Annotated in this window: 12 protein-coding genes and 2 pseudogenes; 7 read left to right on the top strand and 7 right to left on the bottom strand. The window is 46.6% G+C overall.

The genetic code is table 11. From position 1 onward, the window contains the following. The first annotated feature begins 128 nt into the window (after positions 1–128). On the top strand, positions 129–1,043 hold the full coding sequence (locus AC566Q_RS18380) for a DUF350 domain-containing protein (RefSeq protein WP_499609203.1): 915 nt from the start codon (positions 129–131) through the stop codon (positions 1,041–1,043). Here the strand turns inward: AC566Q_RS18380 and AC566Q_RS18375 are convergent. Next, positions 1,012–1,335, bottom strand: a complete 324-nt coding sequence (locus AC566Q_RS18375; protein WP_499609200.1) for a GIY-YIG nuclease family protein — start codon at positions 1,333–1,335, stop codon at positions 1,012–1,014. The genes AC566Q_RS18380 and AC566Q_RS18375 overlap by 32 nt on opposite strands. Before the next feature lie 64 nt (positions 1,336–1,399). Here AC566Q_RS18375 and hldE point away from each other — a divergent pair, with 64 nt between their 5' ends. After that, positions 1,400–2,836 (top strand): bifunctional D-glycero-beta-D-manno-heptose-7-phosphate kinase/D-glycero-beta-D-manno-heptose 1-phosphate adenylyltransferase HldE, encoded by a 1,437-nt coding sequence (hldE, locus tag AC566Q_RS18370; RefSeq protein WP_499609197.1) that lies wholly within the window; start codon positions 1,400–1,402, stop codon positions 2,834–2,836. A gap of 107 nt (positions 2,837–2,943) precedes the next feature. After that, on the top strand, positions 2,944–4,038 hold the full coding sequence (locus AC566Q_RS18365; protein WP_105936022.1) for an XrtA/PEP-CTERM system-associated ATPase: 1,095 nt from the start codon (positions 2,944–2,946) through the stop codon (positions 4,036–4,038). A gap of 12 nt (positions 4,039–4,050) precedes the next feature. Here AC566Q_RS18365 and AC566Q_RS18360 read toward each other — a convergent pair. The 6 genes and pseudogenes from AC566Q_RS18360 to tnpA all read right to left on the bottom strand — a co-directional run. Beyond that, positions 4,051–4,584, bottom strand: a pseudogene (locus AC566Q_RS18360) (IS1595 family transposase); the annotation flags it as partial. A 94-nt stretch (positions 4,585–4,678) separates the two neighbouring features. Beyond that, positions 4,679–7,657: a Tn3-like element ISShfr9 family transposase gene (locus AC566Q_RS18355; RefSeq protein WP_499609193.1), complete on the bottom strand. Its 2,979-nt coding sequence runs from the start codon at positions 7,655–7,657 to the stop codon at positions 4,679–4,681. Between the two features lie 119 nt (positions 7,658–7,776). After that, positions 7,777–8,172, bottom strand: coding sequence for a hypothetical protein (locus AC566Q_RS18350; protein ID WP_015066045.1), 396 nt, complete (start codon positions 8,170–8,172; stop codon positions 7,777–7,779). After that, positions 8,144–9,709 (bottom strand): IS66 family transposase, encoded by a 1,566-nt coding sequence (gene tnpC, locus AC566Q_RS18345; protein ID WP_499609188.1) that lies wholly within the window; start codon positions 9,707–9,709, stop codon positions 8,144–8,146. The genes AC566Q_RS18350 and tnpC overlap by 29 nt, the downstream gene beginning before the upstream one ends. 23 nt (positions 9,710–9,732) lie before the next feature. Next, positions 9,733–10,068: an IS66 family insertion sequence element accessory protein TnpB gene (gene tnpB, locus AC566Q_RS18340; protein ID WP_499609185.1), complete on the bottom strand. Its 336-nt coding sequence runs from the start codon at positions 10,066–10,068 to the stop codon at positions 9,733–9,735. Beyond that, on the bottom strand, positions 10,068–10,352 hold the full coding sequence (gene tnpA / locus AC566Q_RS18335) for an IS66 family insertion sequence element accessory protein TnpA (RefSeq protein WP_499609182.1): 285 nt from the start codon (positions 10,350–10,352) through the stop codon (positions 10,068–10,070). Before tnpA ends, tnpB begins: the two co-directional genes overlap by 1 nt. Positions 10,353–10,636: 284 nt before the next feature. Between tnpA and AC566Q_RS18330 the strand changes: the two genes are divergently transcribed. The 4 genes and pseudogenes from AC566Q_RS18330 (at position 10,637) to AC566Q_RS18315 (ending at position 13,513) form a co-directional block, all read left to right on the top strand. Then, on the top strand, positions 10,637–11,851 hold the full coding sequence (locus tag AC566Q_RS18330; RefSeq protein WP_126873342.1) for a hypothetical protein: 1,215 nt from the start codon (positions 10,637–10,639) through the stop codon (positions 11,849–11,851). 9 nt (positions 11,852–11,860) lie between these two features. Further along, on the top strand, positions 11,861–12,094 hold the full coding sequence (locus tag AC566Q_RS18325; protein ID WP_020746026.1) for a YgaP family membrane protein: 234 nt from the start codon (positions 11,861–11,863) through the stop codon (positions 12,092–12,094). 111 nt (positions 12,095–12,205) lie between these two features. After that, positions 12,206–13,125, top strand: a pseudogene (locus tag AC566Q_RS18320) (cation diffusion facilitator family transporter). A gap of 10 nt (positions 13,126–13,135) precedes the next feature. Continuing rightward, the gene (locus AC566Q_RS18315; protein WP_156077905.1) at positions 13,136–13,513 is read left to right on the top strand and encodes a hypothetical protein; all 378 of its coding nucleotides are present in this window, start codon (positions 13,136–13,138) and stop codon (positions 13,511–13,513) included. The last annotated feature ends 67 nt before the right edge of the window (positions 13,514–13,580 follow it).

The following is a 13,580-nucleotide window of genomic DNA, read 5'->3' as shown; positions in this document are numbered from 1 at the left end:
TTAGGATGGTGTGTTATGAGTGTGAGTCTGGCACAAAGGTGGCCTTGCCTCCAGTGTTATGAGTGGAAACTCTGCGCTGATTAACCGGGAGGTATCACACCAATTATGAACACAAATTAGAGGTGTAAATGGAGATATTAGTCAAGCTGGTGCCACTGGCCCGGGATTTATGGGTGTATGTAGCGATTGACGTGGGGCTCGCGTTGCTGTTATTGCTCGTTATGAAGTGGTTATCCCGCTCCCGGGCCAAGGTCTCGGTGAGTGACGAGCTAGGCGTTAAGGATAACTTTGCGTTTGGGATAAGCGTTGCCGGCGGTATGTTATCGCTTTGTCTGGTGCTCAGTTCAGTGGTTGGCCGTCATGTAGGGCAGGGGTATGAGCAGGCCGCTATTGGCATGGTTATTTTTGGTATTATTGGTATTTTGCTGGTGAAAGTGGGGCGTTTTGCTCACGATAAAATTGTGCTTGATGCCGTAGATACACAGCATAAAGTTAGCGACCGGAATGTTAGTGTTGCGTTGGTGGATGCTTCTAGTCTGGTTTCCAGCGCGATTATTTTACGCAGCATTATGGTGTGGGTTGACGGCAGCGATGTGAATGCAATGATTGCTATCGTTACCGGATTTCTGGTGGTGCTGACCATTCTGCTGATCATGACCCGCATTTATGAAATGCGTTATGCCATACAAAACCAGAATCACTCCTTTCAGAGTGCGCTGGATACCGGTCAGTTAGCACTGGCTGTGCAGCATGCCGGCAATCTGTTGGGTACTGCGATTGTGGTGTCTTCTGCCGGGGCCTTGTTAAGCTACAGCCCGGAAGGCTATGTGAGTAATGTGACCGGTTGGTTGGTGACCAGCGTATTGCTGTCTTTGTTATTGTGGGTCCTGGTTGCTATCAGCAAGCGTGCCATTTTAAATGGTATTAATTATCAGAAAGAAGTGGATGAGCAGCATAATGTAGGCGTTGCCGCTGTGGAGCTCACGCTCAGTATCGGCCTGGCTATGATTATTAGCAGTGTGTTGAGTTCATCTGCCGGATAGCCTTGTTGGTCAGGCGGGTTGCCGGAACAGGCAATTCGCTTTCCGCTCTGGCAAGCGCCTCTTTAGCTTGCCGGTTGCGCTGCTTTATCCAGGCCTCCAGTCTGAGCGCCTGAGACTTATCACTCACCTCAAAGATGCAGTAAAAAGAAAGTGGTGTTTTGCCTCGTAGCGCCTTAGCCCCGCCTTTAATTGCACCACTGTGTTGCCGCATACGCCTTTTGGGGTCGGTAGTAATGCCGGTATACAAAGTATTACTGGCGGTTTTAAGTAAATATACGTACCACGGGGTCATGAGTTGGCTCTTCGTGTCTGATCACTGTTATAATCCCGCCATTAGTGTATCGAAAAAGACAGAAATGGCACTCCCGAATTTTAGTCAAATCAAAGTATTAGTTGTTGGTGATGTAATGTTGGATCGCTACTGGAGTGGTGCAACGGCAAGGGTATCACCTGAGGCGCCGGTACCGGTAGTTAACATTAACGACGCGGAAGACCGCCCCGGTGGCGCGGCCAACGTGGCGATTAACTTATCTTCACTGGGGGCTAAAGTTACCTTGTTGGGGATGACCGGCAACGATGCCAATGCGGATGCGCTGGAAAAACGGCTGCTGGGCTATGGCATCGATTGTCATTTCAGCCGCTGTGACGGTTTCGATACTATCACCAAACTCAGAGTCATGAGCCGTAATCAGCAGTTGCTGAGAATGGACTTTGAGCGCTCTTTTGCCGATGTGGATAAAACATTGTTGGAAAGCCAGTTTACTTCAGCCCTTGCTGACCATGATTTGGTGATCCTGTCAGATTATGCCAAGGGGGCGCTAAGTAACCCTGCACGCCTGATTGAGCTTGCCAAAGCCGAAAATAAGCCGGTCGTGGTTGATCCGAAGGGTACCGATTTCAAAAAGTATCGCGGCGCCACACTTATCACACCTAACATGGCTGAATTTACAGCCGTTATGGGCGATGTGAATAGCGAGCAGCACCTGGTTGAACTGGCTAACATGCTTTGTTCAGAATTGGCATTGGACGCGTTACTGGTCACTCGTTCAGAACAGGGGATGACACTGTTTACACCAGATGAAACCGAGTTTCATTTGCCTGCCAAAGCCAAGGAAGTGTTTGATGTAACCGGTGCCGGTGATACGGTCATTTCTACACTGGCCGCTTGCATCGCTGCTGGAGAAAGCCTGCAACAGTCTTGCGTAATGGCAAATCTTGCCGCGAGTATAGTGGTCGGTAAATTAGGCACTTCAACGGTTACTACCACCGAGCTGGCTGTGGCTGCAGGTCAGCACAATCACCCGGATGGCGGTGTGATGACAGAGGAACAGCTGGCTCTTGCCGTATCGGCTGCCAAACAGCGGGGCGAAAAAGTCGTCATGACTAACGGTTGCTTTGATATTTTACATGCCGGTCATGTGTCTTATCTTGTTGCCGCAGCCAAACTGGGTGATCGGTTGATTGTCGCGGTGAATACCGATGCATCGGTACAGGCATTAAAAGGTCCGGGGCGCCCCGTGAACCCGGTACAACGCCGCATGGCTGTGCTTGCCGGACTGAGCGCGGTTGACTGGGTTGTGCCTTTCAGTGAGGAAACCCCGCAACGTCTTATCGCCGGGATTTTACCGGATGTGCTGGTTAAAGGGGGCGATTATAAGGTTGAGGAGATTGCCGGCGGCAGGGAAGTGCTGGAAAATGGTGGTGTGGTGAAGGTATTGCATTTCGAAGAGGGGGTCTCCACCACGGGCATTATTGAGACAATTGTAAAGCAACAAAGTTATGGCAAATCCTGACGATTTTCGGTGTTGATTTAATGCACACTTTGGCGCTTTAGGATAAGCTAGGGAAAACGCGTTGAGCGCATAATGCGTGGGCGCAATAACAGCGGTAGAAGCATTTCATGTACGAAAGTTATTACGGACTTAACTCCAAGCCTTTTCAGTTGACCCCGGATCCCGCCTTTTTCTTTGCCAGTAAATGGCATAAGCGTGCGATGTCCTATTTACAGTATGGATTATCTCAGGCTGAAGGCTTTATTGTGATCACCGGTGATATTGGTACCGGAAAAACCACTATTGCCAACAGTTTGCTGGCTGATATCGAAGACGATATCGTTGCAGCGCAAATTGTTACGCCTAAGCTGTCGCCGGATGAACTGGTAAAAATGGTGGCGGCCAAGTTTGAAATTGATGTGGCCGGTAAAACCAAAGCTGACATTCTCAAAGATTTGGAAGGTTATCTGTTTGCGTTGAGTGCCCAGGGGCGCCGCGCGCTGCTGCTGGTGGACGAAGCCCAAAACCTGCCGCTGGAAACCATTGAAGAATTACGCATGTTGTCGAACTTTCAGCAAGCAGGTAAACCTTTGTTGCAGAGCTTCCTGCTTGGTCAGGAAGAGCTTCAACCGATTCTGCGGGCACCCAATATGGAACAGTTTCGTCAGCGAATTGTGGCTTCCTGCCATTTGGCACCACTGACACTGGAAGAAGTGCAGTCATACATTGAATATCGTCTGCAGCACGCTGGCTGGAATGGCTCTCAGTTGTTCTCCAGTGATGCTTATGAGCATATCTACAAGTTTACCCGCGGCGTTCCACGTAAGATCAATACGCTGATGGACCGTATCCTGTTGTTCGGCTTCCTTGAAGAACTGGAAGTTCTCGATGAGCAAGCTGTCGATTCGGTCATCGATGAAGTGCGTGAAGAAATGTTTGTACCCGACTCTCCGGAAGTCAAAGAGGATGAAGAGGTTAGCGAGGAAGTGTCGCAAGACGCTCAGGATAGTAGCCAGGAGGCTTCGGATAGTGTGCCTCGGCAGCGTCTCATTACGCCCAACGGAAACGAAGTGAAAGACGCTGAATATTACAAAGCGATGTTAGGGGAGTTGGTCGATGCCCTTGATGATGCCATCAGCCACAAGATTAAGCTGACGCAATATATCGATAAGTTGCTGAAGAAAAAGTATCGCACTTATGTTCGGCTTAAGTCCGATGATTAATTAATAAAAAGGCTATGTTCGGATTAACTGTTGTTGAATCGAAAAGAGCCTGTTTTCGTTAAGGTTTTCTGGATTATCCATAAACCTGAACCAACCCAGGTAGTGTTCCAAGTATTTTGTGGCTACTCCGTGAAACCGTTTTATCCACGCTTTCAGACGGCTGTGATAGGCGTTAACATTTTGAATGTGAAAGACTTTATCTATCACCTTAATTCCTCCTGCCACATCTAAGCGCTTGTGTATTAAATCATTTTTCTCAGAAAGAGCTATGTAGGGCTTATAGCCATCACTACACAACACACTGTCTTTCTCTAATTTTCCTGCTAGCTCCTGATGCAAAGCTTCCGATGTAACACTTGGCACAACGGCTTCATACGTACTCTTAGCTCGGTCTCTGACCGTTAAAACTGGCACCCAATCATCCTTTGAACGTCCTCGTTTTTTCGCTTTCACCCCTCTTTTACGGGGCTGACGAGTCATCCGTTTTGAGCCTTTCTCTGAGTAGGGAAAAAGTGTTTCGTCTGCCTCGATAATGCCTTCTAATTTGGGGTTCTAGGGATTTTCCCCTCTAAAAAGACATAATCCTCTGTAGACCACACCAATAAATGGCTGCGGAGGTGGTTTACTTTCAGCTTGGAGCCTAATCATCCACTATCGGCCTTGTTATTTCGCCAATATTGGGCAATTTCCCAGTATTAGTGAAGTTATACGTTCCGCTTAAGTTGATATTTTGCCACGCAACGGGCGAAACAGCACGAGTGATACCCGCTTTCTCTTCATCTCCTCTCGCTTCAAAGTGTCCCAGCAGATGACTCAGTATCGCGGAGTTGAAGTAGATGATCGCGTTGGCAAGCAATCTTGCACATTCATTCCAGATAGCGATTTCACTCTCGTTTTTGCCTCGGAACTGATCGCCATTCACCGACGCAATAGCCCGTCTCAGGAAGTGCCACGCTTCTCCCCGGTTAAGGGCACGCTGAACGTACTGCCGCAAACTGGCATTGTCTATGTAATCCAGTAAATATTGCGCTTTGACCAGTCGATTATACTCCGTCAGCGCCTGTAATGTCGGGTGCCCCGAAGGATAACCAGACAACTTTCTTACCAGCATTGCCTGTGTCGTTCGCTTTGTCTGAAGTGACAGAACAATGCGCCTAATATCCTGCCATCCCGTTTCGATGACATTCGTCCTGATGGGCTTTTTCAGGGCAAGGTTGGTGCCGCCGTGTTCATTTTCAGTTACGTCAAACAGATCATTGATGACACTACTGAACTGCGCGTATCGCGGTGCAAAACTGTAACCGCATAGATCCAGTAAGGCGAAGTTAACATGATTGACACCGTGTGTATCTGTCGAGAGTACGTCAGGTTTGATTTCACTGCTGTTGGATTGTAACAGGTCATAAATATAGTGTGATTCGTGCTCGTTGGAACCGATGATCCGAGCATTGAGGGCGCTGTGGTTGGCCACCAGTGTCATGGCCGTGATCCCTTTGTTGGTGCCGAAATACTTAGAGGAGTACCGGGTTTTAAAGGTTTCCAGATGGGTTTCGAATTTCTGACCATCCGCACTGGCATGCAGCTGGTCCTCCTGAATATGGTAGTGGCGGAAGATGGGTAGCGCTGCAACCGCATTATTGATCACGTCGCTGGCGTCATGCAGCGTTTCAGGCCGGATATAGTTGGCCTGCACCGTACTCAGGTGTTCATAGCTTCGATCGGAGATCTGCGCCATGCCATACACACCACGGTGAGTGGCGTTGGCAATCAGAATGGCCAGTAAATCATCCTGATGAGTGAACCCTTGTTTTTGTATCGGAAGTACATGAGTCAGACATTTCATGAACCCGGTTTCGCGCTCTACATACCGCAGTACATCCGCGATACCGACCGGTTGCATTCGCTTAAAAAAGGGATTGTTGACCAGAGATGTAGCGCTTTTGGTCGGCAGACGCCAGCGGGTACCGGTACGATTTTTCATGATCACATTTCGATTGTCTCCCTCATCAATATGGAGAGCAACGTCTTTGAGTGCACTTTCCAGCCGGTGTTGTTTCTCCTGTAACAATAACTCTGCGGGCTGTTTTAGTCTGTCCAGTGTTGATGAGGCCAGCAAGGTATCCTGCGATGTCTGGGGGATCAGGTCGTCTTCCAGTGCGCGGTATTTGGTAACATTTGGCAAATAAATGCGTCCATTCAGTCGTGAGGTTAACTGCCGGTAGAGCAGCCATTCGTAACGTTGCGGGTTAACGTTATCCTGTTTAACCAACCATGGGAGGTGCTTTTTCGGGATGAGCGACGTATCCATCGTCTTCAGTGGTCCACCGAATGCGATTTCCGTCTGCATCTGTTGAAGTTGGGCGACGACGGCTTCTGAGCCTTTACCGGCCTCACATTCAAGGCACAAGAACACCTGCCTTAACAGTTGCTCCAGGAGATTGCATTGTTCATCGTAATGTTGCCACTGGTACTCTTCCACGGTCCGTTTCTGTTTTTTCAGGTAAAGGCAGAGGGTCTGGATATCCCTGTCATTCATGACCTTCAATGCCTGTTGTCTGACTACTGAGAAGGGTTGATTATCATCAATGTTCTCATCCACAAACAGATGCAGTAACTCTGCCGCTTTTGTGACATTGTCCGCGGCTGACTGCCAGGACAGGAACACTGCTTGTTGTGCAAAGGTGTTGGCAGCTTCTTGTTGCTTGCGGATATGGTAAATGAACCCATCAGTTAACCGTTCCAGTGCCAGTTGTATCCGCTCTGTCAGGTGACATAGCAACCATAGATGCTGCTGTGCGCGTTTGAATCGTTTGAGTTTACTGCCGTAATAGTTGATGAGCTCACCGAAGTGTTGTCGATTTTTAAGAGACAGATTAAGCCCATCGATAACGCCATTGATTTGCGTGCGCCATGGCGCTAACTGATGATAAAGGGCAAGCTCTTTTTTAAGCTCAGGTACGGTCAGACTTTTTGCACCGCCTCTGAGCTGGTTCAGGCTTAGTCCGTCATCAATGGCTGTTATGCTGTCCAGAAAGACGTGAAGTTCAGGACTGGTGAGTTGATTAAGTTGGTGCGCCAGGTCTTTTCTGACCTGCTGCATTGTTCTGCTTATCAGTCTCTGGAGTACGGTATACCTGGGGATAGCAATGCTGTGACTGGCTAGGAATTCAATAGCAGTATCAAAGAGGTAACGCGGCTCCAGCCAGGCATTGCCCACCTGAACAAGGTGGTCGAAAAGAGAATTGAAGTGCTGACTTTCGTCCCATTTGTGATAACCAGCAAGGTCTAATACTTTTGCGTAGAGTCGATCTTTTTGTTTTTGTGAGGGAGTGAATGGTCTGAGCCCCTTGCCGCCAAGCAGCTCTTTACTGATGAACATTAAATCCTTAGAAACCTGCGAGTAAGCGATATCTAGGATGACGGGCTTTGATTTGAAGTATCCCAAAATCGCGACAAAGTAACATCTATGAGCTCTGAGACGAATTGACCGAAAAACTGCCAATTCCGCATCGTTCAGAGAAAAGTACAGACGTTGTTCTTCGATTGAAAAAATGGGTGGGGAATAAAGATCTGCCTGTTCTGCTCTCGTGAGAATAGTAATTTCGTTTTTGATGGCCATATCAGGGTTGTTCCGTATTAAATGTACGATATTTACCTAATTTGCCACACTTATAAGTAGTAACCCACCTCCGCAGCCATTTATTGGGTAAGCGATCAATATAGACCGTTGTGATTCGTTTAGTGTTTGAGGCTATCTTCGTTTAAGGAGATGCGTTCTATATCTAACCGTGCTTCACAGCCGAAGATAAAGTCCCCTTGCTCTTCTCTTATCCAGTGATCTCCAACCGCGCGGATATCATCGCTAAACTTGGTCTTCTTTCTTTTTATCAATCGTTTTACTTGAAGTTGTCCTTCTTTAGGCGCTTGAGAGAGTGCATCAAGCACCATTTTTTCATTTTTGTCTGTGTTGTGCCAAGTGTCCAGTACGATGGCATTCCACACGGTTATTATCGTCAGCATAGCATCTTCCATTTCTGACTGGCTGTAATCAGCAGGGAGTGCATTTAACACTCCTTTACCGAACTCCATAATTGTGGCTGAGATTTTAGTGTTGGGAAGTGAGTATTTTGACATCGCTGACTAACCTGTTTTGATTGTATTTTTGTTTCCAGAGCCGCGGCGTGAGGTCGATTACGTCCCTGGCCGGATGCAATGCCACGCGTTGTAATACATCCACCAGATAATGGTAGGGATTGATGCCTTGCAGGCGGCAAGTCACCATCAGGCTTTGTAATATGCCCAGTTGTTCAGCCCCGAGTTCGGACCAACAGAACAAATAGTTTTTTCTCCCCATGGGGATTACCCGCAATGCCCGCTCAAGATGATTGGTATCCATGGGTAAAGCAGGATTGCTCAGGAACACCTTGAGTTGGCTTTCTCGTTCATGCGCATAATGGAGTGCCTTGGCGAAGGGAGACTTGGGGAGTAAATCAGTGCGCTGTCGTTGTTGATAAACCCACCGGAAGAAGTCAGTAACGAGTGGCTCACTGTGTTGTTGCCGGTAGGCATGGATATCGGCCAGGTTTAATTGTTTATACCTGATGTGTTTTTCATGTCGGTAGAGCGCAGCGATAATATCCAGTGCCTGCTGTGCGGCTTGCGGCTCACTGTCGAGGGCTTTTTCAAAGCCTCTGCGCATGTGTACCCAACAGGCAGCATGCACAATCTGCTGTTCGTGTTGGTTTATCTGCTCAACCGTTTTGGTGTAAGCGGCATAGCCATCTGTGAGCAAGGTACCGGTAAAGTCCTGTAACTGTGCTTTGGCGTGCAACATGCCCCGGCTGTGACTCCAGGTAAACGCCACCTCATCACTGTCACCGTACATCGGCCAGAAGTAGGTTTGTTTCATTTGCCCCGGTTTTCGGCCAGCCCCTTTGGTACGCCCGGCTTTGATGGGCACTTCATCCATCATCAGGATTTTGCTTTGCAGAATGTGCTGCCACTGGGCCTTGGCGATGGGCCGAAGCAGCTCAATGCCTTGTTGTATCCAGTTGATTAAGGTAGCCCGGCTAAGGGTGATACCGCTATCAAGCATGCGTTGATGTTGGCGGTGAAGCGGTAAGTGATATACCGCTTTATCCACCATCAGCCCAGCGAGTAGTGAGACATCGCAGTAACAGCCTTCCAGTACATTGATGGGGGCTGGGGTATCCTTAAGGGTTTGCGTGGTTTTATGACGCACGACCTGACGACGATACACCAGTACCACATAACTGCCGGGCTGTTGTGCTAAGCGACGGGTTTCTTTGATATCCACGACATCATACTGGTCGGCATCCGCCCCCTGTAACTCAGGCGCAGGCACATCAATAATCAGCTGAGGCACCGTCTCATCAAAGCGTAGGCCGTCATCATTCACATCCGAGTCGCGACGTTGCTTTTGTGAGGAACGGGTATGGGCCTTCACCGGTTTGGTGTCTGCCGGTAAGGCGTGTGTCTCACCCTCATCAAACAAACTGCTCTGCGCCGGATTATCCACTAACACCTTTTCAGACTTACGCCCGAACAACTGGCGTTTAAGCCAGTCCAGTTGATGCTTTAATTGTGCAACTTCATCTGATAAAGCCGCAATTTGTGCATCTTTTGAGGTGTTATTCGAAGGCGTTTTCATGGCGTAAATTATAGCAAAATCAGTTAATTAAATCGCCTGTTTTGTTTGTCTTTTTGCCAGTAAATGCCATCAATCAAACACTGTAACTGGGCACTGTTGAGCGGTGTTTTTGCGTTGCCGTCAGACACGTTGGCGTAAGTCCCTTTTTCTAACCGTTTACTCCACAAACAATAACCGCCCTGGTAGTAATACAACACCTTGAGCTGGGTGCGGCGCTTATTGATAAACACAAACCAGTCACCACAATGCGCCTGCATCCCCAGCTTGCCCAGCACCAGTGCCGCCAGCCCGTCAAACTGTTTGCGCATATCGGTATTGCCGGTATACAACCAGATACGCCCATTGGATAAGGGTAACATCAGGCGGCTCGGTTCATCCGCAGCACCACACCACCGGGCAAGGTCAGTTCAATCTCCCAGGCAGAGCCTGCGCTCTGGTTCGCACTTGCTGGCATATCAAAGGCAAGCCAGTTATCTTGCTGCGCAAGCGATTGGCTATCATCGCTCAGTTTTTTACGCCACAGATAGAAGTTTGATACTGTTAACGCATGCTGTGCACAAAATTCACTGACCGACAGTTCGCTTGCTGCTTGCTTATCAACCAATACCTGCCATTGCTCGCGTGTACGTCTTTTTGTTGCCATCAATAAAGTCTCCGTTAGTAAAATCTACGGGGACTATTTTACGGGGTAGTTCAATGAGGAAAAGACGGTCTAAATTGATCGCTTACTTTATTGGTGTGGTCTACAGAGGATTATGTCTTTTTAGAGGGGAAAATCCCTAGAACCCCATAATGAGCCGGTTTAACAAAGAGGACATGCAAAGGCGCTTGCTTCAGCGAGTTCTGAGTATAATCATATTCATTGTTTGTGTTCATGGCGAGGTATATTCCAAACCTTTTCCTGAACCATATGAAGATGATTGGGGAATGATTGATTGGGAAGAGGAAAGTGAAGACATTTATCAGCTGAGCGGATTTCTAGAAATGGCTTCAGGCGTCCGCTTGTCGAATGATCCTATTATTGGAACAGACAAAACCCTCAGTGATCTACGTCTACAAGTGCAGTTTGATTATGACCTTCAGGCCTCCCAGTTTTCTTTTGTATCAGACGCATATTTTGATGGTGTCTTGGAACAGACAAGAATAAACATCAGAGAAGCTACATGGGAGGCTCGCCTTGGTTTTTTGGGTGCATGGGGAAACAGATTTGATGCGAAGGTTGGTCAACAAGTTTTGACGTGGGGAACTGGAGATAATGTTTTTTTAAACGATCTTTTTCCGAAAGACTTTCAATCATTTTTTGCGGGACGAGAGGTTGAATATTTAAAGTCTCCATCATTGTCTGCAAAGGTATCGGCGTATTTTGATGTGTTTAATCTAGATGTAGTTTTGACACCTGAATTTGAACCTGACGTATACATCAATGGCGACTATTTTTCATTTTTTCTCCCCACTGCAGCCACTCAGGTAGCATTAGGTTTTGATGTCACTCCTCCCCTGAGACCCCAATCGCCTGAGTATGCGTTGAGGCTATATAAATCGGTAGGCACATCAGAGTACGCGGGGTATTTTTACAGTGGATTTCATAAAAGCCCTAATAGTCTTACACAAGACTATAGACCTACATTTTCATCATTGAACGTCTACGGAGCAAGCTTTCGCACTACGTTGGGAAATGGTATATTTAATGCCGAATTTGCTTATTACGATTCGGTTGATGATAAAAATGGCGATAACCCGTTAGTACCTAATGGGCAAGCTCGATGGTTACTCGGATATGAACAGGAAATTGTTGGAAACCTCGAAGGAAGCCTCCAACTATACACCGAAAGCATCCTCGATCATCAAGCGTTGATTCAAAATTCACTGACGCCTAAATTTGAGCCTAAACAACATCGAGTATGGTTTACGCAAAGATTGCGTTATAAAGGTATGCAGCAAGCATTGGTATTAAATGCCTTTAACTTTTATTCAACCACAGATAAGGATGGTTATTTAAAAGTTAGTGCAGAATATAGCCCTGTTGATTTATGGCGATTATCAGGTGGTTTAAACATTTTTTATGGTAAACAACCTTTTACTTTTTGGGGACAGTTCGAGGATGCCTCAAATTTTTTTGTTCGTTTTCGGTATTTTTATTAAGGAGTTGTCATGTCTTCAGAGAGAGCACTCACTGCATTTGCAGGTTTTATGGTTTTGTTGTCTGTTATTCTAACTATTTGGCTACACCCATATTTCGTATGGTTCACTGTTTTTGTCGGCGTAAATTTGTTCCAACAAAGCTTTACGGGCTTTTGTCCAGCAACCATTATACTCAAAAAATTATTCGGTCTTAAAAGTGAGAGGGAGATTGCGCTTGAAGCTGTATCTACACATCGAGAGTAATGCAAAAAAGTCACTATTCAATAGATATAAGACAAGATAAAGAACGGGGTTTTATATGCTAAGTGAATCCATACAAACATAATAAGGTAAATGCATTATTGGAAATTAAACATGCACAGTCATAATCATTCACATAGCCATACGCACTCAGATGGCAATTCAGACGATGCATCAAAGCGCATTGGCTGGGCGTTCCTTCTAAATGTGGTGTTCACCATCATCGAATTTATTGGTGGTTGGCTAACCAACAGCACCGCTATCATGGCTGACGCGGTGCATGATTTGGGCGACAGTTTGTCGATTGGTACTTCTTGGGGCTTAAATAAACTTAGCGATAAAGATGCCAATCGCACTTTTTCCTATGGCTATAAGCGGTTTTCACTATTGGGGCGTTAATCAACGGAGTTGTATTGACCATAGGCTCTATTTGGATCTTGTTTGAAGCAATCCCTCGTTTAGCAGAGCCTGAAATGCCCCAAGTAGAGGGAATGTTAGCCTTATCTATTTTTGGTATGGCAGTAAACGGTTTTGCCGCTTATAAACTAAGCGAAGGAACGTCATTAAACGAACGAGTGCTTAATTGGCACTTGTTAGAAGATGTTCTCGGTTGGGTGGCAGTATTTATCGTATCCATCGTCTTAATGTTCAAGCCTTGGGCGATTTTAGATCCCATCTTATCCATTGGCTTCACTTTGTTCATCCTCTTCAATGTGTTTCGTAACCTAAAAGAAACCCTGATGCTGTTTTTACAAGCAACGCCAGATGAGGAGCAAATGTCAAAAATCCGAAAAGACTTGCTTGCAAACGACAAGGTAAGCGACCTCCATCATTTTCATATTTGGTCTTTAGACGGAGAGCGCAATGTGATGACCGTCCACCTTGTCTTAAAAGGAGAAGTTAGTGTTGAACACATTCAGTCATTAAAGGAGAGCATACAAAGCTCATTAGCAAAGTATCATTTTGAACATACCACAGTAGAGCTAGAATTTGCCAATGAACAATGTCGTGACGAAGTGAAAGAGACTTGGTAGACTCACGCTTATGAAAAATTTAAAACGAATAAGTTACATCATGATCTCGCTGATACTCTTTCAGTCGTTTTCTGCTGTGGCCAATTCATTAGATTTTCATGCAATAGATACTCAACATTTGCAACATGAACACAATCATGCTGAGCATGATAAGAGTTTGTCATCAACAAGTATTCAAGATGCAAGTACCGACCAAGTAAAGGGGCAGCATAACCCAGCCGACTGTCATCACTGTGGTCATTGCCATGGTACACATGTTCAGTGGGTCGGTCATGACAGTATCAGTAAACACCATCACGTGGTGTCCAACCACAACTTTAACTATCTAGATGCTCTTATAGACGCACCTATCAACCGCCTACTGCGCCCACCTAAGCAAAAATCCTAAATTCTGTTTAAAGCTCGTCGCGATAACCTTAAACGCGACGTCCGTTATTATTTAATTTTAGGATTAT

It is taken from the genome of Alteromonas sp. H02, assembly GCF_059682525.1.
The sequence above is the reverse complement of the archived record's forward strand: the minus strand, read 5'-3'. Positions and strand labels throughout refer to the sequence as shown.